The organism is Streptomyces sp. SUK 48 (genome assembly GCF_009650765.1).
In the GTDB taxonomy this organism is placed as follows: Bacteria; Actinomycetota; Actinomycetes; order Streptomycetales; family Streptomycetaceae; genus Streptomyces.
Window position 1 is genome coordinate 1,315,533 of sequence record NZ_CP045740.1, and the last position, 20,624, is coordinate 1,336,156.

Annotated in this window: 13 protein-coding genes; 3 read left to right on the forward strand and 10 right to left on the reverse strand. The window is 75.0% G+C overall.

Features of this window, described 5'->3' with window-relative positions; translation table 11 throughout:
- Nucleotides 1-66: 66 nt before the first annotated feature.
- Nucleotides 67-1,260, forward strand: a complete 1,194-nt coding sequence (locus GHR20_RS05620) for a Glu/Leu/Phe/Val dehydrogenase dimerization domain-containing protein (RefSeq protein WP_153812451.1) — start codon at nucleotides 67-69, stop codon at nucleotides 1,258-1,260.
- A gap of 4 nt (nucleotides 1,261-1,264) precedes the next feature.
- On the forward strand, nucleotides 1,265-1,882 hold the full coding sequence (locus tag GHR20_RS05625; protein WP_194858817.1) for a TetR/AcrR family transcriptional regulator: 618 nt from the start codon (nucleotides 1,265-1,267) through the stop codon (nucleotides 1,880-1,882).
- 350 nt (nucleotides 1,883-2,232) lie between these two features.
- On the opposite strand, the gene GHR20_RS05630 is transcribed toward GHR20_RS05625, so the two are convergent.
- The gene (locus GHR20_RS05630; protein ID WP_153812452.1) at nucleotides 2,233-3,543 is read right to left on the reverse strand and encodes an amidohydrolase; all 1,311 of its coding nucleotides are present in this window, start codon (nucleotides 3,541-3,543) and stop codon (nucleotides 2,233-2,235) included.
- Nucleotides 3,544-3,722: 179 nt separating this feature from the next.
- Between GHR20_RS05630 and GHR20_RS05635 the strand changes: the two genes are divergently transcribed.
- A complete protein-coding gene (locus tag GHR20_RS05635; RefSeq protein WP_037657426.1) occupies nucleotides 3,723-3,896 on the forward strand; it encodes a thiazolylpeptide-type bacteriocin in 174 nt (57 codons plus the stop codon).
- Between the two features lie 61 nt (nucleotides 3,897-3,957).
- On the opposite strand, the gene GHR20_RS05640 is transcribed toward GHR20_RS05635, so the two are convergent.
- The 9 genes from GHR20_RS05640 to GHR20_RS05685 form a co-directional block, all read right to left on the reverse strand.
- Nucleotides 3,958-5,922, reverse strand: a complete 1,965-nt coding sequence (locus tag GHR20_RS05640) for a TOMM precursor leader peptide-binding protein (protein WP_153812453.1) — start codon at nucleotides 5,920-5,922, stop codon at nucleotides 3,958-3,960.
- Nucleotides 5,919-6,671: an ABC transporter permease gene (locus GHR20_RS05645; RefSeq protein WP_111584129.1), complete on the reverse strand. Its 753-nt coding sequence runs from the start codon at nucleotides 6,669-6,671 to the stop codon at nucleotides 5,919-5,921. Before GHR20_RS05645 ends, GHR20_RS05640 begins: the two co-directional genes overlap by 4 nt.
- Nucleotides 6,668-7,633, reverse strand: a complete 966-nt coding sequence (locus GHR20_RS05650; RefSeq protein ID WP_148023436.1) for an ABC transporter ATP-binding protein — start codon at nucleotides 7,631-7,633, stop codon at nucleotides 6,668-6,670. The genes GHR20_RS05645 and GHR20_RS05650 overlap by 4 nt, the downstream gene beginning before the upstream one ends.
- 1,412 nt (nucleotides 7,634-9,045) lie before the next feature.
- On the reverse strand, nucleotides 9,046-10,131 hold the full coding sequence (locus GHR20_RS05660; protein ID WP_153812454.1) for a lantibiotic dehydratase C-terminal domain-containing protein: 1,086 nt from the start codon (nucleotides 10,129-10,131) through the stop codon (nucleotides 9,046-9,048).
- A complete protein-coding gene (locus GHR20_RS05665) occupies nucleotides 10,128-12,833 on the reverse strand; it encodes a lantibiotic dehydratase (protein WP_153815855.1) in 2,706 nt (901 codons plus the stop codon). The genes GHR20_RS05660 and GHR20_RS05665 overlap by 4 nt, the downstream gene beginning before the upstream one ends.
- A gap of 587 nt (nucleotides 12,834-13,420) precedes the next feature.
- Nucleotides 13,421-15,022, reverse strand: a complete 1,602-nt coding sequence (locus GHR20_RS05670; protein ID WP_153812455.1) for a nitroreductase family protein — start codon at nucleotides 15,020-15,022, stop codon at nucleotides 13,421-13,423.
- 91 nt (nucleotides 15,023-15,113) lie between these two features.
- The gene (locus GHR20_RS05675) at nucleotides 15,114-16,922 is read right to left on the reverse strand and encodes a TOMM precursor leader peptide-binding protein (RefSeq protein ID WP_243878301.1); all 1,809 of its coding nucleotides are present in this window, start codon (nucleotides 16,920-16,922) and stop codon (nucleotides 15,114-15,116) included.
- A 112-nt stretch (nucleotides 16,923-17,034) separates the two neighbouring features.
- Nucleotides 17,035-19,323 (reverse strand): TOMM precursor leader peptide-binding protein, encoded by a 2,289-nt coding sequence (locus GHR20_RS05680; RefSeq protein ID WP_153812456.1) that lies wholly within the window; start codon nucleotides 19,321-19,323, stop codon nucleotides 17,035-17,037.
- A 22-nt stretch (nucleotides 19,324-19,345) separates the two neighbouring features.
- Nucleotides 19,346-20,470: an AfsR/SARP family transcriptional regulator gene (locus tag GHR20_RS05685; protein ID WP_243877949.1), complete on the reverse strand. Its 1,125-nt coding sequence runs from the start codon at nucleotides 20,468-20,470 to the stop codon at nucleotides 19,346-19,348.
- Nucleotides 20,471-20,624 lie beyond the last annotated feature (154 nt).

Sequence of the window (20,624 nt, forward strand, 5' to 3'; positions counted from 1 at the left end):
TGACGAGCGCGGGACCGCGCCCGATACTGACTCGGCATTCAGTGGAACGACTCCGAGGACGCCCCGATGACCGCCCCCTTGATCTCCCTCACCTGGACCGACCACGTCACCGGCCGGCAGGGGTTCCTCGTCGTGGACCGGCTGGTGCGGGGCGTGTGCAGCGGCGGGCTGCGGATGCGCCCCGGCTGCACGCTGGAGGAGGTGACGGGCCTGGCCCGGGGCATGACCGTGAAGGAGGCCCTGCACTACGACCCCGAGGGCCGCTACGTCCCGCTCGGCGGCGCGAAGGGCGGCATCGACTGCGATCCGCGCGACCCGGCGGCGTACGGGCTGCTGGTGCGCTACCTGCGGGCGGTGCGGCCGTACCTCGAGAGCTGCTGGACGACCGGCGAGGACCTGGGTCTGACCCAGGACCTGGTGGACCGGGCGGCGGCCGAGGCGGGCCTGGTCTCCACCGTGCAGGCGGTGTATCCGCTGCTGGACGACGAGGCGGCGGCGCGGGCGCGGCTCGCGGACGCCTTCGCGGTCGAGGTGGACGGCATCGGCCTGGACGAGCTGGCGGGCGGCTGCGGGGTGGCCGAGTCGGTGCTGACCGCGCTGGACCGCGCGGGGCTGCCGTACCGGGGGACGCGGGTCGCCGTGCAGGGCCTCGGCACCATGGGCGGGGCGACGGCGCGCTTCCTCGCCCGGGCGGGCCTGAGCGTGGTCGCGGTCGCCGACGTCGAGGGGACGATCGCCGACCCGGACGGCCTCGACGTCGAGGCGCTGCTCGCCGCGCGGGACGGGTACGGCACGGTCGACCGCTCGAAGCTGCGTCCCGCAGACCGGCTGCTGCCGGGTGACGCCTGGCTGGCGGCGGACGCGGAGGTGCTGGTACCCGCTGCCGTGTCGTACGCGATCACCCCCTCGAACCAGGCGCGGATCAGGGCCCGTTGGATCGCGGAGGCGGCCAACATGCCGGTGCTGCCGCAGGCGGAGGCGCTGCTGGCCGCGCGCGGGGTGACCGTGCTGCCGGACGTGGTGGTCAACTCGGCGACGAACGCGTGGTGGTGGTGGACCCTGTTCGGCGACATCGGCGCCGACGCGGAGGGGGCGTTCGCCCATGTCCGCCGCGCGATGCGCGCCCTGCTCACCCTGACCCTCGACCGGGCGGCGGCCGACGGTACGACACCCCGCGCGGCGGCGCACGCCGTGGCCGCCGACCGGCTGCCGGTGCTCACGGAACGGTTCGGGTCGTACCGGCACGACACACTAGGGTGACCGGGTGGCGAGAGTGCGGTTGAGCGTGGCCGAGCGGCAGGGAGAACTGCTGCGGGCCGCCGTCGAGCAGATCGAGGCGCGGGGCGTGGCGGCGGTCAGGATCGCCGATGTGGCGGCCGTGCTCGGGGTGAGCAACGCACTGGTGCTGTACCACTTCTCGACCAAGGAGAAGCTGGTCGCCGCCGCGTTCGCGCACGCCGCCGAGGGCGATCTCGCGCAGCTGCGCAAGCTCCTCGGGCGGCGGACGACCGCGCTGCGCAGGCTGCGGGCCGCGGTGCGCTGGTACGCGCCGACCGGACAGGCCAAGGGCTGGCGGCTGTGGATCGAGGGGTGGGCCGTCGCCCTGCGCGAACCGGCCCTGCGCGAGGTCACCCGCGATCTGGACCGCCGGTGGAAGGCCGCCCTCGCCGAGGTCATCGCCGAGGGCGTCGCCGCCGGCGAGTTCGCCTGCCCCGACCCCCAGGCCGCGGCCCTGCGCCTGACCGCCCTCCTCGACGGCCTCGCCGTCCAGCTGACCTCGTACCCGGGTTCGGTGTCGCGAGCGCGGGCGCGGGAGTGGGTGGACGAGACGCTGGCCCGGGAACTGGGCGTGGGGCGGGAGGAGTTGAGGGGGCGGGCCTGAGGGGTGAGGTCCTGAGCGGGCGGGGTCGACAGGGTGGGTGCGACCGGGCGCCGGGGGGATTGACCGCGTTGGGTGCCAGGCGGCTTCGGCCGGGTGCCCGGTGGCCGTGACGGGTGCGTGAAGGCTGTGGCCGAGGCGGATGCCCGACAGCTGTGGCCGGGGCGGGTCCGGACTCCGTCCGTTCGCGGCCGGGACGTCCAGGCGGCGTCCGGTCCTGGCTGGCGGGCCGGGGCGGCGGCGTTCCCCGGGGTGGATGGGCACGGGCCGTCCCGCCCTCCTCGGCTCCCCCGTGGCCGGGGCGCCGAGCGGCGCCTCGAACCAGCGGCGTCACCCCCGGCGCGTCTCCCCCGTCACCCCTCCCCCGCCCCCCGGCCCAGCCTCGCCAGCGCCCCCGTCACCATCGCCGCGATCCCCGTCTGCAAGGTCAGCCGGACGCTCGGGAGATACCGGGGCGAGTGGTTCGCCGGCAGCGCGCGGAGCTTGGCCGCGGGGTCGGGGCCGGGGGCGGCGGCCCATTGGGCCGGGCCGGTGGCGCCGAGCATCCAGTAGCAGCCCCGGATGCCGCCGTGGCCGTGCAGATGCGCGCCCGCACCGGTCAGGAGCGGGAAGTCCTCGGTGGCCGGGGCCGGGGGCCAGGAGGTGACGCGGGCGGTGCCGAACGCGGACCGGTGGGCGGTGCGGACGCCTGCGGTGACCTCCGGGTCGGTGACGGTGATACCGGAGCGGGAGACGGTGGTGACGGTGACCCGGGGCGCCGGCGCGGCCGTCGCGGCCTCGGCACGGGCCAGTCGTGCGACGTCCGCGGCGGCGCGGTCGAGGGCGGGATCGGAGAAGCCACGCAGGGAGATCAGCAGGTCGGCGCGGTCGGGGAGCACGTTTCCCGGGTGTCCGGTGTCTCCGGCCCGCAGCGCGGTGGCGGTGACGGTGGGGCGCCCGCTCGCACCGGCCGCGACCTCGGGCAGCCGCATGACCAGCCCGGCCGCCGCCCGCAGCGGGTCTGCGGCGAGGTGCGCGGTGGCGGCGTGGCCCCCGTCGCCCTCGAAGACCACCGCCAGGGTGCGACTGCCCGCCAGTACCGGGCCCTCGGCGTGCGCCACCATCCCCGCCGGGAAGGGCGCGGTGTGCTGGGCGAGCACCTCGTCGGGCGGGGTGACGCGGTCGTAGAGCCCGTCCTCCAGCATGGCCCGGGCGCCGCCGAGGGTCTCCTCCGCGGGCTGGCCGAGCAGCAGCAGCGTGCCCCGCCACAGGTCCCGCCGGGCCGCGAGCCAGCGTCCGGCGGCCGCCACACAGGCGAGGTGGGCGTCGTGGCCGCAGGCGTGCATCACGGGGACCGGTCGGCCGTCGGGCCCGGTGGCGGTGACGGTGCTGGCATACGGCGCTCCGGTGGCCTCGGCGACCGGCAGTGCGTCGAGTTCGGCGCGCAGCAGGACGGCGGGGCCCTCGCCGTTGCGCAGTTCGGCCGCGACGCCGTGGCCGCCGATGCCGCGCAGCACCCGGTAGCCGTCGGCGTCCAGCCGGTCCGCGAACCGGGCGGCGGTGCGCGCTTCGGCGCCGGAGAGTTCCGGATGGCGGTGCAGGTCGAGGTAGAACTCGGCGGTCGGTGCCAACAGCTCGGCCAGGCCCGGGAGTTCCTGAGTGGTTCGGGTGGGTTTGGTGCTCATGTCAGTGGCTCCTCGGGCAGGTGTCAGCGAGGTGACAGCGAACGGCAAGGGGGGTGCACGCGGACGCGCGTAGAACTGTGAGTGCCGGAAGGACATGACGTTCCCGCGGTCGCGGGGTGTCGCCGTCCGAACCGCCCGACCGGCCGTCCCGCACCGTCCCCGAAACGCTAGGAGTCGTCATGTCCGACAACGCCCTCGCCTCTCTCGCCCAGGAGATCCTGGACCTCGAGTCGGAGACCTTCGAGATCACCGACTACTCGGACGCCAGCGAGGTCATGCTCGGTTCGTCCACGAGCTGCTCCTCCACGAGCACCTGTTCCAGCACCACGAGCACCACCTCCTGCACCGCCTGACGTCCGGCGTCGGTGGAAAGGTCCCCGGCCCCGCCGGGGACCTTTCGCGTTCCCGCCCCCGTCAGGGGAAGGGGTGCGGCACCAGCCGCAGGTCCGCCTCGCGCAGCGGTGCGGGCACCAGCCCCGCGCGGTACGGCGCGGTCCGCAGCCTCGGCAGGTGCGGCGCCCGCTGGCGCAGCCAGCCGAAGTCGATCGGCAGCAGCCCTGGGGCGAGCGTGGCGACCGTGCGCAGCCCCATGCGCCGCTGCTCGGGTGTGGTCTGGTCGACGGCGATGACATCGCAGTCCGCGCCGGCCAGCAGATCGCGCAGCAGCGTGACGTCGTCGAGCAGATCGGCGGTGCGGGGCCGGCGCTCTTCCCAGTCGGCGAACAGCTCGGCGAGCGGGGCCACTCGGGGCGGGGCGAGGTAGCCGCGGGCGTGCTCGCGCATGGCGGGCAGCCCGAACAGGGCGGCATGGTCGGGCAGTCGTACGACCTTGTCGAAATCCTCTGCCATGGCGGCGAGTTCGGCGGGTCGTTCGGCGACCTGGCCGGGCAGGTGCGGGATGTAGGTGAGGATCTCGGCGAGCGCCGACTCCACCGCCGTCTCGGGGTCGAAGGAGGCGCCGGCCGCGAACGCCAGGGTGCCGGGGCCGTCGTCACGGCGGACAGCGAGGCCGGTGACGACCGGTACCGGCAGGTCCACCCGGTTGTCGAAGACGTGGACGTCGTAGCCCTGGAGTTCGGCGCGGGCCGCCATCGCCCGCACCCGGGCGCCGCCGACCGAGCCCAGGTCGATCTCCGGCAGCGGCAGGTCGCCGTACCAGCCGAGCAGGAAGGCGTCCCGCTCCAGGAGTTCGAGCAGGCCGAAGAAGACGGCCTCCTCCAGGCTGGCGCCGGTGGCGCAGCCGTTGGAACACTCGAAGACGAAGTTGTCCTCGCGGGTGCCCGCGCTGTAGTAGACGAGCCGGGCGGGCACCAGTACGGGCCGCTCGTCGCGCAGCGACCAGCCGGTGACCCAGGGAATCGGCCGGGCCGGGTCGAAGGGCTCGACCATGGGGTCCTCGGCGTAGGTGCGCGGCGCGTACAGCCCGCAGGTGCGGGGGTCCAGGGCGCGCTCGCCGAGTTCGTCCAAGGACGCGGTGACGACGGGGGCGCGGTGGCGGCGGTGGGTGCCGGCGTAGCGCTCCAGCCCCTCCAGGAAGGCCAGTTCGCGGCTGCGGGCGAAGGAGTTGGCCTGGCCGCTCCAGGTGACGTCGGTGAGTCCGGCGTAGCCCCGCATGAAGACGCTGCCCGCGACCGGCGCGGTGGTGGGCGAGGTGACGTCGGTCCAGGTGCCGCCGCCCAGCACCCCGCACACCGGGTTCGCGAGTCCCTTGACGGGCACCGGGAAGTCGCCGGGACGGCCCGAACGGTAGTCTTCGGGACCGGATTTGGGCCGGGAGGTCAGGGGGCCGGCGGTGCGCTCGGCCGCCGCCTCGGCCACGGCTTCGCGGGTCGCGGGGCGGCAGTGCGGGCACATCGGGTCGGGCAGCAGCGGGAAGGTGCGGACCTGGAGGGTCTCCTGGTCGAGTTCGGTGACTCGGGGCAACTCCGCGTCGGGGCCGGGAGGTTCGTGCCGGGCGGCGCCGGTGGTGATCAGGCGGTGCAGGGACCAGACGGCGTCCACCAGATGGTCGGGCAGGGCCGGCCAGCGACCGGCGGCCGTCGTCTCGGTGCCGGTCTCCAGCGCGTCCCGTTCGGTGCGGGTACGCAGCCGCTGGCGGCGCATCGCGAGGCAGGTGCCACACGCCCGGCCCGCGCCGCCGGTGCCGCCCCAGGGGCCCAGCAGCACGGCCTGGGCGGTGAGATGGACCTGGGCCGTGTGCGGGGGCACCGGCGCGGCCGGGACGGCCCGGTCGCCGAGCACGTTGGTGTCGCCGACGCGGGAGACGGCGGGGGCGGGCGCTCCCGCCGCGGCGGCGCGGGCCGCCAGGCGGTCCTGGAGGTCCGCGCGGGCGGCCTCCAGGGGTGCCGCCGCCGGGGCGGGGGCGGTGAGGGTGGTCATGTCCGGTTGCTCCAGCGGAAGATCCGGGTGGCGATCAGGCCGAAGACCAGGGTGAAGACCACGAGTCCGGCGCAGTCCAGGCCGATGTCCCCGAGGTCGCCGCGGCCGCCCATGGCGTCGGTGAGGCCGTCGTTGAGGTAGTGCAGGGGCAGCACCTTGGCGACCGTGCGCAGCCAGCCCGGCATCAGGTCGTCGGGGAAGAACGAGCCGGACAGGAAGGCCATCGGCACCATCACCAGGTTGGCGATGGCCGCCACGGACTCCGGGGTGTTGGCGAGGCTGCCGACGACCAGCCCCATGGCGAGGAACGCGGTGACACCGAGCACCAGCAGCGGAATGCCCGCCCACCAGGGGCCGTTCAGCTTCAGCCCGAAGAACGGCAGCAGCGCCACGGCGGTGAACAGCACCGTCTGGGTGGCGGCGACGCCGAGGGCCAGGGTCCAGCGAGAGGCGATCAGCGAGCGCAGCGGGGTGGGTGTGCGCCAGATGAGGCGCAGCAGGTCGTCACGGCGCCACTGCATCAGGGCGAACCCGACGGAGAACACGCACGCGTTGCCGACGCCCCACGAAAGGACGCCGGGTGCCGTGTAGTTGATGGAGGCCATTCCGCCATTGACGTGCTGGCCCTGGAAGATGAGGCCGAACAGGACGAGGAAGGCGAGCGGGAAGGCGAAGGTGAAGAAGAGGGTCGTACGGTCGCGCACGCTCGCGACGTAACCGGCCCTGGTCAGTGCGGCGTAGGCGGTCAACTGCGGTGCTCCGTTCCATGGCCGGTGAGGCTGAGGTAGGCGTCTTCGAGGGTGGCGGTGCGCACGGTGACCGACTCGATGTCGACCAGGTCGCCCAATGCGGTCAGGACGTGGTTGACGGCCGAGGTCTCCAGGACCAGTTCGTCGCCCTCGACGGTGGCCCGGTCCACGCCGGGCAGCGCGAGCGCGGCCTCGGCCGTCAACTCGGCTGCGGGCAGCAGCAGTCGGGCGGGCGCGGCGAGCGAGCGGATGAGGCCCCGGGGCGTGTCGAGGGCGACGATGCGGCCACCGGCCACGATCGCCACCCGGTCGCACAGCGCCTCGGCCTCGTCCAGGTGGTGGGTGGTGCACACGATGGTGCGGCCCTCGGAGCGCAACGACCGCAGCAGCGCCCACAGTTCGCGCCGCGCCTCGGGGTCGAGCGCGGCGGTGGGCTCGTCCAGGAAGATCAGCTCCGGTTCGTGCAGCAGCGCGGTGGCGATGGCGAGGCGCTGCCGCTGTCCGCCGGAGAGGTGGTCGACGCGCGCGTTCTCCTTCTCGGTGAGCCCGACCCGCTCCAGCGCGAGGCGCACGGAGCCCGGCTCCATGCCGTAGAGCGCGGCGACGGTGCGCAGGTGCTCGCCCGCGGTGAGCCGCGCGAAGAACGCGGACGCCTGGGTCTGGACGCCGATCCGGGCGAGCAGCGCGGTGTCCCGGGGCCAGGGGCTCTGCCCGAGGAGGCGGACGGTGCCGCCGTCCGCCTCGCGCATGCCCTCGACGATCTCCACCAGGGTGGTCTTGCCCGCGCCGTTGGGGCCGAGGATGCCGAAGAACTCACCGCGCCGCACGGTGAGGGAGACGCCGTCGAGCGCGGTGACCTCCCCGTACCGCTTGATCACGCCGTCGAGGACGACGACCGGCTCGGTGGCGCTGGCGGGGCCGGGTGCGGGTGCGGTCCCGGTCTGTGCGTGGGGTTCGTTCATCTCGCCTTTCCTTGCGGGGTCCAACGGGGGGCGGAAACCGTTGACTTGACTGGAATCCGCGGACGAGGAGGTGGGCGCGGCGGACCGCGCGGGGCCGGGCGTCCGGCCTTCGGCGGGGCTCGGGGCGCGTCCTTCGTTCCGGCTCGCGGTACGGCCCGTACGGCCTTCCGTACGGCTCTCGGTGCCGCCTTCCGTGCGGCGCCCGCGCAGCCGTCGGCCCCAGTCGCCGAGCCCCCACAGCAGCAGGACGGCGGCGAGCAGGGCGGTCGGCAGCCACCAGGCGAGCAGCGCCACGCGGTCCGGCAGCAGATGGCGCAGCACCAGCCCGGCGAGGGCGAGCAGCGCTGCCGTCTGTACGGCGGTGAGCAGGGCGAAGCCGCCGTACAGCAGGCGCAGCCGGAGCGGGTAGGCGCCCAGGCCCGGGCCGCGGCGCAGCAGGGCGCGGGCGGCGAGGGCGGTGAAGGCGCGGCTGCCCTCGGCGAGCCCGGAGACGCCGAGCGCGTGGCCGAGGGCGCGGTAGCCGTCGAGCGGAGCCAGCGGCAGCAGGTTGGCGAGGCCGGTGACGACGCCGAGCAGCAGCAGCGCGCCGAACGCGGGCCGGGCCTGGGCATCGGCCGGGAGCACCAGCCAGACGACGTGGAAGGGCACCAGGAAGAGGAGGTTGGCGAGGACGCCGGCGCAGGCGGTGGCGACCTTGCGGGCCCGGCTGCCGAGGAACTGGACGTCGTCCACCTGGCAGTAGAGGTAGGTGGCGCCGAGGATCCAGCGCAGCCCGATCTCGCTGACGCGGCCGCCCCAGGTGCGCGCGAACAGGCCGTGGGCCAGCTCGTGCAGGGCGAGGCTGCACCACAGGACGCAGCCGACGGCGAACAGCAGCACGGGCTGTTCGGCGGTGTGCGCCGTCTGCCGCCACAGGGTTGCGGCACTGGCGGCGACGGCGGCGAGCACACCGACGGCGAGCGCGGTGAGCACGGCCAGCAGGGCGGGCCTGCGGTCCAGGGCGGTGAGCCGGTGCAGCCGGTCCATGAGGGCGGGCGCGTCGGCGACCATCCGGGTGTGCCCCGAGAGGAAGCCGCTCGGACCCTCGGCGGGAGTGGGGACCGGAGCGGGCGCGGTGGGCGCGGGGCCGCCGTCGAGGAGACCGCGGGCGCCCAGCAGCCGCAGCAGCTGCCCCCACTGGGCCTCGCCGAGCCGGGTGCCGAACTCGTGCGAGTAGGCCCGCCCGATCTCCTCCAGGGACCGGGTGCCGTCGAGGCGGGTGATGAGGAAGTGCTCCTTGGCGCCGACCTCCAGGCGCCGTCCGGTGCGCGGGTCCTTCAGCAGATGGATGCGGGCCGGGCCGCGCAGCAGGCTGGGGCCGAGGACGAGGTCGGGGCACACGCGCGGCCGGGCGGCCAGGAAGGCGTCGGTCGTCATCTGGTGTCCTCCGGGGCGCCGTCGCGCAGGGCGCGGGCGAGGACGTAGGAGAGGAACGCCTCGTCGCGGACGGTGATACCCAGCCGGTTGTTGGTCATGTGCGTATACGGCGACAGGAGCATCGGCAGGGCGTGCGCCGGGTCGGTGGCGTGGATGTCGCGGGTGCCGTCGAAGGAGCGGAAGACCAGGTCGCCCTGGGTGGCCAACTGTTCTGCTTTTTGCCGGAGTTCGGCGCAGTGTCCGGCCCAGCCGCGCAGGAAGGCGGGGAGCCGGTCCGCTTCGCCGCGGGCCACCGTCTCGCGGATGTGCCGGAAGCGTTCGGGCAGTCGGTCGCCCATGGCGGCGTACGCGCGCTCGTAGCCCTTGTCGGTGGTGTAGTTGGTGGTGCTGAACGCGTTGTTCCAGAAGCCGTGGTAGCGGTCGAGGAAGGTCAGCAGGCCCTCGTCGGCGGCGAGGAAGGTGCCGGAGACGACCATCATCAGCTGGGCGGACAGTCCGAGGAGCACCGTGCGCAGATGGAGGTTCATGGTACGGGTGGCCTCGATGACGAGGTCGCTGGAGTGCTGGAAGTGCCATTCGGCGAGCGCGATGCCGGCGGGGCCGCCGTACTTGCCGTACTCGGGCTCGTAGGGGCGGTCCTCGAAGCTGTTGTTGGGGCGCAGCCTCATCCGCCCGTCCGGGCCGAGGAAGCGGGCGCGCTCCTCCTCGCTGTACTCCAGGGTGAACAGGGTCTCGTACAGCTCGGCGAAGAAGCCCGCCTTGACCTCGTAGAGGGCGGGGCGTTCGCGCAGGAACGCGTCGAGGGCGGCATGGGTGCGCTCCCGGACGGTGCCGGCGTCGGCGGCGCGGGCCGGTTTCAGGCGCAGCCGCAGATGGGGGCCCTCCAGCCAGTAGTTGATGAAGAAGTACCCGGTGATCAGGCCATCCTCGGTGAGCGTGTCCACCAGGGGCTTGACGCATTGAAGGAGCAGCGGGCGGGGGCTGGCCGCGTAGAAGACGTGCACCGCGAGCCAGGTGCCGGGCGTGTCCTCGGTGGCGGTGTCCACGGCGGGAGCGTCCACGGCGGGGGTGGGTGCGGTCATCGGGCTTCGTCCTTCTTCGGCGGGGCGGCCGGGGCGGGCAGCATCTCTACGGCGAGTTCGGCGACATGGCGGCCGCGGGGCGAGGTGACGTGCAGCTCGTCCTCGCCGGGGAGCATCTCCTCGAAGACGGTCCGGGCACGTCTGCCGGCGAGCAGTCCTTCGAGTCCGGTGAGGGAGATCGGGCTGGCGAAGTCGACGTACTGAGGCTTGGCGCTGCCGAACCAGCCGCCGGCCTCGTCGCCGTCGCGCACCTCGTGCACGGTGGCGAACGCCCGCTCGGGCAGGCCGTGTCCGACGCGCCAGCGGTGCCAGCCGAGGTACCAGTCGGCGTCGGTGACGCCCGGGGCGCGCAGCGGGAGGCGCCCGTCGGCGACGGTCCAGGAGCGGCGCTGCACGACGAGCGAGTGGTGGCGGACGCGGGGGCGCCGGGTGACTCCGTCGTGCCCGGGGCCCGCGGGCACACCGCGCCAGACGTCCGGCTTGGGGCGGCTGGTCGGGGAGAACAGCAGCAGGGTGCGCGGGATCTCGGGCAGCACCATGGGCACCAGGTAGCCGAGGTAGAGGGGGACGACCTCGCGGCCCAGCCGGCGCGAGCGCAGCAGCAGCCGGTCGGTGCTCTCGTCGTGCACGGCGTACAGGTCGTCCAGGTGGAGCCGGGCTTCCTCGGGCGCCGAGCTGGTCTCGCCGGGGCAGACGATCTCGTGGTCGGTCAGCCGGCCGTGCAGATTCAGGTTGGTGGTCGCGGAACCCGCGGTGACCTCCGTGAACACGGCTCCGGGCGGCAGCAGTTCCCGCAGTTCGGCGCGGATCGCGGTGGTCAGGCCGGGGCCGTCGGGGCCGTCGAAGCAGTGGGTGAAGCGGGTGAAGGGGAAGCAGAGGCCGCCGAAGGAGTCGTTGAGGACGACCAGGGGGTCGCCGTCGCGGCGGGCCAGCTGGAGGAAGTGGCTGTACGGCTGGAACGCCGGGGCGGCGCCGCCGAGGGCCTCGGCGACCTCCTCGGCGAAGGCGTCTTCCAGGACGAACTCATCCGCATCCGACGGGAGTTCTGCCCACCGTTCGCGCATCCGGGCGGTGAAGGTGGCGCGGGCCCGGTCCAGCGCGGTCAGTTCGGGCAGGCCGAGCCAGTTCTCCTCCGGGGCGTGGCTCCCGTCCGGCAGGAAGTCGTCCTTGGCGGAGGTGAACTGGAGGTACTGCCGGAAGATGTCCTCGTGGAAGTCGTGCACCAGGCGCAGCAGATCGTCGCAGCGTCCGCCGCGGCCGAAGCGGGCGAGGAAGAAGCCCTTGAGGGTGAGGCGCTGGGGCAGTGCCACGTCGAAGGCGGGCAGCAGCCGCCCGAGCGAACGCAAGGGGGCCTCGGCGAGCCGCGTCCATTCGGCGAGGCGGGCGGTGGTGGTGCCGGCGGAGACGTCCTCGTAGACGAGGGTCTGCGGGAGGGACGGGTTTTCGGCACCCAACTCTTCCTGGAGTGCCAGGAGTTCGGTCCTGAGCACGCCGAGCAGGGTACGGCGGGTGGGGACGTCCGCCGACGGGAAGCGGGCCAGGAGATCGGCGGGGCCGTCCAGGCGGCCGGCGAGCGCCTCGGCCCACGGCCGGTCCAGGGCGCGCAGCGACCGCTGGAACGCGCGCACCGGGTCGCCGCTGTGGACGCCGGTGGCGAGGCTCGGGAGCTGGAGCATGCCGAGGTCGCGCAGGGCGGCGAGATAGTGCTCGGCCTCCTCCTCGCCGGACCCGGAGGTGGTGGCCAGCCAGCGCGTCAACTCGCCGTACCTGAGCGGCCCTTCGTGATCGCGCAGCAGGGTCAGCATGCCGTCGAGGGTGCCCTGGCGGCGCAGGAAGAACAGCCGGTCCTGGGCGGCGTCGAAGCTGACGGCGGCACTGTCGTCGCCCGCCGTGACGGCCCGCTGGACATAGCGGATACGGTCCTCGTCCAGCTTCCAGCCGGAGGCCAGGGCGACCGGGAGGTCGGCGCGGCGCGCGGGATCGGCGGCGACGAGTTCGGCGAGGCGGGCGAGCGCGACGACGTTCAGCCGGGGGTGGCCCGTCCAGCCGTCGCCGACCCGGGTGGCCGCCGTACCGTCCCCCTCGGCCCTTTCGGCCTCCTCCTCCTCGAACCGGCCGACGGCGACGCCCGTGAGCGTGCTGAACGGGCTGGTCTTACAGGCGGTGCGGTAGACGTACGAGAGCAGCGAGCGCTCCATCTTGCGGGCGCGCTTGCCCGGTACCGGCGCCGGGTCGGCCGCGAAGGCGTCCAGCCGCTCCTCCAGCGTGGGCGAGGCCAGCAGCAGGCCCCGGCGCAGCCGGTCGTCCAGGGCCAGCTCGCGCAGTGCGGCGCGGGTGCGGCCGAACCCGGCGGCGAGCACGGACTCACCCTCGGCCCGCAGCTCCTCCCAGCGGACCCGGGCCTCCAGCCACTCGGCGAGATCGGCCCCGGCGTCCCCGCCGAGGCTCTCGGCGAGCGCGCGGGCGGCCGAAAGGTCCCCGGGCAGGCGGTTGTTGAACACCTGGCGGCGCAGGGCGAGCAGCCGGCGGCGCGACACCGGGTCGTCGGCGGCGCCGACCGCCTCGGAGAGCGGATCGCTGAGCCGGGCGCCGAGCGCGGCGAGCCGGTCCTGCTCGGCGGCGGTCCGCGCGGCCCAGTCGGCGGCCTCGGGAGCACGCAGGGCGAGGACGGTGTCCACCGGGAGGCCGGACACGCGCAGCATGAAGCGGTGGCGCAGGGCGGCGGGCCCGGCGGAGAGGTCGTCCACCGAGGCGGGCGCAGTGGCCGAGGTGGCCGAGGTGGCCGAGGTGGCCGAGGTGGCCGAGGTGGCCGAGGTGGCCGAGGCAAGCCTGATGGGCGCGGCGGATTCGGCGGGCGCGGCGGACTCGGCGGGCGCGGTGGCCCCGGCAAGCCCGGCGGGCACATCAGGGCCAGCGGGCAAGGTGGCCGCCGCAAGCCCCGCGAGCGCAGCGGGCGCGGTGGACTCGGCGGACGCGGCGGACTCGGCGGGCGCGGTGGACCCGGCAAGCCCGGCGGGCGAGGTGGCCGCCACAAGCCCCGCGAGCACAGCGGACTCGACGGAACCGGTGACCGCGCCAGGCCCGGCAGGCGAGGTGGCCGCCGCAAGCCCCGCGAGCGCGGCGGACTCGGCGGACTCGGTGGGCGTGCCGGACGGTGAGGCCGAGGTGTGCGGGCCCGTGCCGTCCTCCGCGGGGACGTCCTCGGCCGGGGTGGTGGCGGTCGGGCTCACGCCCTCCCCCTTTCCTGTGGGATGTGCGGCCGCCCCGGGGGCGGGGCGGGGTCCTCGGGTCATGGGGCCACGATGTCGAAGCGGTAACCGGCCGGGCGGGGAGCCTCGTTGCCGATCATCATCACGAGCAGCGGGATCTCGCCCCGTTCGGCGAGGCCGAGTTCCTCCGCGAAGGAGACGCAGTCGAAGCCGAGCGCGACACCGCAGCCCATGCCCGCGGCCGAGGAGGCGGTGTACACGGCCTGCGCGGTGGCGCCGATGACGGCGTTGACCAGCCTGAGGCCCCGGTCGCCGACCGTGTCGAGGACGGCGTGGGTGCGGGCCGCGGGCACCAGGACGGCGGCGGCCTGCTCCAGGTTGTAGTTGGCGAGGAAGTAGTTCTCCTGGAGGAAGCCCCCGAAGTCGCCCGGCTTCATCAGAACCAACTCGCCGCTCTCCCAGTCGTGTTCGTAGACGCCGGGCGCGATGCCCCGGACGTGGTTGACGAAGACGTACTGCCGGGTGAGCGGCGCCGCGCCGGGCGTCTCCGCGTCGGTGTCCAGGGTGCCGGCGGCGACGGCCGCGGCCAGTGCGGCGGCGAGCCGGGCCGGGTCCAGCGGGTCGGCGGCGCTGAACCGGCCGAAGCTGCTGCGGCGTTCGCGCAGCGCCCGGCGTACGGTCGTGTCGAGTGCGACCGGCGCGGGCAGCGCGACCCGCTCACCGGGACCGGGCGGGGTGGCCGACGCGGAGTCCAGCACACCGGGCGCGGGACGGTCGGCGGCGCCTTCCAGGGTGGCCGCGTGGATCGCGCGCACGGTCGGGAAGGTCAGCACCCGGCGGGAGCGTTCGTCGGGGACACGGCGGACCCGGGCACCCGGGGTGGCCGGGGCGTCCACCGTCCCCGCGTCGTCCTCGTCCGCCGTCGCCCACTTCAGCGGCACCACCGCGAACACCCCGTCCTCCTCGGGGTCGAGCCCGAGCACCCGGCCGAGGCGGGGCTCGTCGAACCACAGCGCGGCACCGATGTGCAGCCCGTGCGCGCGGGCCCACATCCGCCAGGTCTGGAGGAGGGCGCCGATGTCCATCGTGACGACGTGGTAGGAGAAGCTGTTGTACTTGAAGGCGTTCTGCCAGAACGTCACCCCGAGCACCAGGAACTGGTCCGTCCCCGCCGCCTCTTGGAGCTCGCCGACGGCGCCCCGCACCTCGCCGGTGACATCGCCGGCCAGCGTCCTGACGAAGGCGTTGCGCGGGGTGTCGTAGTAGTGGACGCCGGGGGCGAGGGGGCCGCTCGCGCCGCTGATCCAGTGGATGCCGACGGGGTAGAGGCCACCGCCGGAGGAGGTGCCGCGCGACCAGTTGGCGTGGGTGTGGAACGGCAGCGAGCCGAGGTCGCTGTTGGCCTGGACGGCGAGGCGGCGACCGGTCAGCCCGTAGGAGTCGCGGAGCATCGCGCCGAGCAGCGGCAGGGTGAACGCGCCGGTGCCGCGGGGCCCGGACAGGCCCCGGCCGAGGGTGGCGTCGTCCGCGCAGCCGCCGTCGGGCAGCGGCAGGACGGGTGCGCCGGGGAAGAACTTGCCCTTGCGGGGGCGGTCGGCCCAGTCGGGCACGAAGTCGGCGGGTTCCATGGGGATTCTGCCCCGCCGCATCACCGCGGTCGCGTACTCATGGGCGTATCCCATGGTCACTTCCCTTTCTGCTGTCTGTGGTCGGGGTCGGCCGCCCGCGCCGCGCACAGGGGCACAGGGGCAAGGGGGCGGTGGGCGGGGCAGGTCAAGGGAAGGGATGCGGTGCCGGATTGAGGTCGGCGGGCGTCAAGTCGTCGTCCCGCAGGCCCGCTTCGCGCAGGGCGGTGCGCGTCCGGGGCAGCAGCGGGGCGCGTTGCCGGCTGGTGCCGAAGTCGATCGGCAGCAGACCGGGCACCAGGACCTTGACAGTGTGCAGGCCCAACTCCCGTTGTTCCGGGGAGGTCTGGTCGATCACGACGACGTCGAAGCCGTGCGCGGTGACGGCGCTGACACACGCCTGGACGTCGGTGCGCAGCTCGGCGGCCGGCGTCAGGGCGCCCTGCCCGGTGGCGAGGGAGGCGAGCGGCACCCGTTCGGCGTCGTCGCGGCCGCGCAGCAGGAAGTCGGTGTACCGGCCCATCTCGGGCAGCCCGTACAACAGGGGGTGGTCGTGCAGCACCTGGACCGCGCCGAAGTCGCCCGCCATGCGGCGCAGCCGGGATTCGTCGCGGGCGGTGCGGCGGCGCAGGTTGACCGCGTCGGTGGCGATCTCGCAGAGCCCGCCTTCGAGCGCGGACTCGGGGTCGAGGGAGGCGCCCGCGCCGAAGCAGAGCAGTCCGGGGCCACCGTCCACGCGTTCGGCGACGGCGGTCACCACCGGCACCGGGAAGGTGACGCGGGTGTCGAAGAACCGGGCCCGGTAGCCGTACATCGCCAGCCGGTCGACCATGGCGCGGGTCGCGGTCCGGGTGCTGCTCGCCGGGTCGATCTCGGGCAGCCGGAGCCGGCCGAACCAGGCCAGCAGGAAGGCGTCGCGTTCGACGGTCTCCATCAGCCCGTGGTAGACGGCCTCGGCCAGACTGCCGCCGGAGGCACAGCCGTTGGAGCTCTCCTGCACGAAACGCCGCCGGATGCCGCCGGGCGCGTGGTAGTAGGCGACGACCTCGGGCACGAGGACCGGCCGGTCGTCGCGCAGCGACCAGCCCCACACCCAGTCCACCGGCCGGTCCGGCGCGAAGCGCGGCACCTCGGGGGCGGCGGCGTGGAAGGCGTCGGAGTACAGGCCGGTGACGCGCGGGTCGACGGCGAGGTCCCCGAGGTCGTCGAGGGCCGCGCGGACCACCGTCCGCTTGGCGCGGGCCCGCATACCGGCGAACCGCTCCAGGCCCTCCAGCACCCCGACGCGGACGCTGGTGCCGTAGGAGCCGGTGTGGCCGCCCCAGTAGCACTCCCGCAGGTAGTCGCCCGAGCGGGTGGTGAAGGCGCCGATCACCGAGGAGGTCGACGCGGACGCCAGGTCGGGGGCGAAGGAGGGGCCGAGGGCGCCGGTGACCGGGTTCACGAACGCCTCCGGCACCAGGTCGTAGGCGGCGAGCGGTCGGGCGCGGAAGTCGTCCGCGTCGTGTTTGGCGCCGGGGTCCAGGGTGATCCGGGCGCCCTCGGCGGTGTCGTCCGGGCGGGCCGCGCAGGACGGGCACTCGCCGTCGGGCACCAGCGCGACCCGGCTGACCCGCAGGGTCTCCAGATCCAGCAGCCACACCCAGGGGTGCCGGCCACCTCGGTCCCGGCGGGCCGCCGCCGCGACCAGCGTGGCGAGGGCGTCCACCGTGAAGCCGGCCAGCCAGGGCGGGGTGCCGGTGGCCCGCGGTCCGTCGCCGCGCTCCAGCGCGTCCCGCAGATATCCGGCCCGCACCGCCTGCCAGCGGCGCGCGAGGCACCGGGGGCAGCCGGGGGCGCCCTCGTCCGGTACGGGACCGACCAGGGCGTGGTGCCCGTACAGGCCCACCGGTATCGCGTCCCGCGTTAACTCGTCCGCACCGAGAGCGAGTTCGTCGCGGACACCGAGCGGGGTCACCGCCGCGGGCGGGGTGCCGGGGCGCCCGGCGAGTGCGGTGGTGAGCGCGGCGCACACCGCGTCCCACGGCCCGGCGGCCGCGGACGGGGCGGGGTGCGGCACGGTCACGGTCTCAGCGGGCACGGCGCGTCCCGCGGGTCAGGACGACACGCGAGGCGAACACGGCGCCCTCGGCGAGGTCGGGCGCGGTGACCGGCACCGCGAAGGCGTCCCGCCCGGCCGCGGCGAGGCCGTCGAGGACGGCGGCCCAGGTGGTCTCCGCGACAGGGGCCGCTACGACGCCGTCGGGGACGAGGGTCGCCGCGTCCAGGTCGGCCCACAGTGGGTCGCCTGTGTCGGACTCGTCCCCGGCGCTTCGCAGTTGCTCGGCGCCGAGGAGATCGCGCAGCGCCTCCAGGACGGCCTCGCGGTGCCGGAGCCCGCTGCCGACGGCCCAACGCGCCTGGCCGCTCCGCGCGTCGGTGAACCGGGCGAGCACGACCGGCAGCAACGGCTGGCCCAGATCCAGGACTTCGGCGGTGACACCGAGGTTCTCCGCCGAGCGCAGCAGGAACCGCAGCTCCGGGTCACCGGCGAGGGTCGCGGGGTCCACGGTGCGCACCGGGTTCACCCGGCGGACGGCGGCGCCGAGCGCGTCCTGGGCGAGGGCGGTGCGCAGGGCGCGGGCGAGCGCGGCCCGGGGGCTGCCCGCGGCGCCGGTGCCGGCGGAGGTCCGCTCGAACAGGCCCGCGTCGTTCCAGCCGCCGAACGTGCGCACGGCGCCCGCGGGCACCAGCACGGTCCGGCCGTCGAGCAGCGAGGTGGCCTCGCCGAAGTGGGCGATCCGGTCGGCGGGCACGTCCAGGCCGCTGGAGACGGCGAGTTCGGCGGGGGCGAGGCGGGTCCACTTGCCCGCGGCGGCCTCCAGCGCGGCGGCCTTCAGCACCTGGGGCGGGACGACGTGTTCGACGTACACCTCGGCGGCGCGGAACAGCGCGGTCAGGCGGGCTCCGGCGACATGATGCACATCGGCGGCGGACACCTCGCGGGTGCGTCCGGGCGCGAGTCCCAGGCGTACGGTGCCGATCTTGAGCGGGGTCTGCTCCCACGCGTCGTCGGCGTACGCGGTGAAGACCCCGGCCGCCTCCCGGACCAGGACGTCGCGCCGCTCAAGGGCGGCGAGTGCGGTGCGGGCGGCGTCCTCGTCGGCGGCGCCGTCGGCGGGCGCGGTGGCGGACTCGTCCTCGGGACGGGGGGTGCGCAGGGCGTCGCCACTCGCCGCGGCCTCTGCGCCCGCCGCGGCCTCCGCGCCCGGAGCGGCGGAGCAGTAGGGACATCGGGGGTGCGGCAGCAGCGGCTCCGTCAGCACATCGAGGGAGTCGAGGTGCTGGACGACGAGCTGTCCGCGGGTCTCGGCGGGCAGTGCCCCGGTGACCAGGCGGAACACCTCGAAGGCGAGCAGATTGCCGAGCATCCCGGCGAGCGGGCCGCCGATGAGGGGCGCGGGCGCGCCGAGCGGTGCGGCGGGTCCGACGGACGCCCACAGGTCGGCGCTGTCGGCCGCGTCGCTGCCCGCGCCGAGCCGCAGCGCGGCGCAGCACCAGCAGCCGGTGCGCCCGGCGGTCATCTCGGGGCCGATGACGGCGCGGTCGCCGAAGGTCCACGCGCCGAGCAGCCGGCGCCCGGCCGGGACGCCCTCGGTGAGCAGCCGGAGCAGCTGCCGGGGCCCGGCGGCGGGGGTCACCAGGACCGTGTCCCAGCCCTCCAGTTCGGCCCAGCCGTACGTGCCGTCGACGGCCGCCTCGAGACGGGCGAGCCGGGGGGCGCAGCCCGCCTCGGCAAGGGCGGCGGCCTCGGCCTCGATCTCCGCGCTGCCCTCCACCCCGTGCCGCTCGGCCCGCAACTCGCTGTAGGGCGAGGCCGGTTCGGTTATGGCCACGGCGGCGCTGCCGTTGCGCAGCAGGCCGAGCGCGGCCCAGCGGGCCAGGGCGTCGTCACCGAGGACGGCGACCGGGGTGTCACGGAAGCGCGTGAAGCGTCCGGTCGCGTCGTCGGCGTAGTGGTCGAGATAGTCGAGCTGATGCGCGAAACGCTCGCCGACCTGCGGCGCGAGCGCGTCGGCCGGGGGCCTCGGGCCGGCGTCCCGGGCGAAGCCACGCGCGTAGAGCGCGCGCACGAGTTGGACCACCATGTCGCGCTGCTTGTCCCCCAGCCCGGCGCACAGCTCCTCGACCCGCCGCTCGCCGTCGAAGTGCGGCACGATCAGCGTGGCGAAGCGGTACGCGTTGCGGGTACGGACGTTGAACCCGCCGTGGGCGTTGTGGAAGAGCACTCCGTCCGGGGTGCGGGTGTAGAGCACGTCCCGGCGGATGCGGGGCCGCGACTGCGCGATCTCCTCGAGGGAGGCGGGGGCGTGGGGCATGGGCGGGGAGACCTTTCGAAGCTCACGGGGAGGGTCGGCCTGCGGCCGGGGGAGGCAGGTCCGTCGGGTCGTGCGGGACGGCGTCGGCGCACGGGAGGCTGGCACCGGCCGCCTGGACGAAGAGCCGCAGCAGGTCGTGGACGCGATAGCGGCCGGAGGGGTCCTCCTGGAGCAGCCCGGCGTCCACGAGCGAGCTGAGCACCAGGGCTCCGGGGGCGCTGGGCGAGCCCCGGCCGAGCCCCGGCGGCGGCTGCCCGGGACCGGCGCTCTGGACCGGCAGCGGCAGCGGCCGGCCACCCGGCGGGAGGGCCCCGGCCGGCGCGCCGGGGGCGATCGCACCGCTCTGCCCGTCCGGTGACTCGCCGCGCAGTACGGCGAGTTGGAGTTCCCGCAGGACCGGTCCCGGCTCCACCCCGAGTTCCTCGGTGAGGTGGGCGTGGATCCTGCGGTACTCGGCGAGTGCCTCGGCGCGCCGGCCGGAACGGTAGAACGCCTCGACCAGCAGCGCGGACAGCCCCTCGTGCCCGGGGTGGGCGCGCACGGCCTCGCGGGCCTCGGGGATCAGCTCGCGGTGCCGGCCGAGGCGCAGCTCGCCGTCGAACACCCGCTCCACCGCGAGGAGTCGCTCCTCGGCCAGGCGGGGCACGAGGTCTCGGTGGATCTCGTCGGAGTGCACATTCGTCAGCAGGGGCGCGCTCCACAGCGCGAGCGCGGCGCGGGCCAGGCGCAGCGCGGACTCCGGGTCGTCGGTGGCGTACGAGCGGGCGAGCACCTCGCGGAAGCGCAGCAGATCGAGGGTGCCGGCGTCGGCGCGCAGTCGGTAGCCGCCGGGTACGGCCTCGATGGCGTGATCGGCGACGCCGTACTTGGCGAAGAGCCGGCGCAGCCGCAGGACGCAGGTGTGCAGCGCCGATCTGCCGCCCGCGGGCGGCCGGTTGCCCCAGACCACCCGCTGGAGCAGCTCCGAGCCGACGACCGCGCCGGGGTGGAGCAGCAGGGCCGCGAGGAGCGAGGCGGGGCGGGAGGGCTGGAGTACGACCGTTTCCCGGCCGTCGGTGATGGCGAGCAGGCCGAGCACGAGGAACCGCGGCTGATGGGTCCCGGGTGCGGGGAAAGCGCTGTCCGGCGCGGAGGTGCCTGTCTTCACCGTGGCCTTTCAGCGTCGGGGTGGGGGTGCGGTGGGGAAGCACAACGGTGGTACGACGGCGCGATGTTGGGCACACCGGAGATCGTCGGTGCGTCCAAATCCACTACCGAGACGGGAACTTAGATTCGAAGTCGCGGTGCCGTCCAGTGCTCGG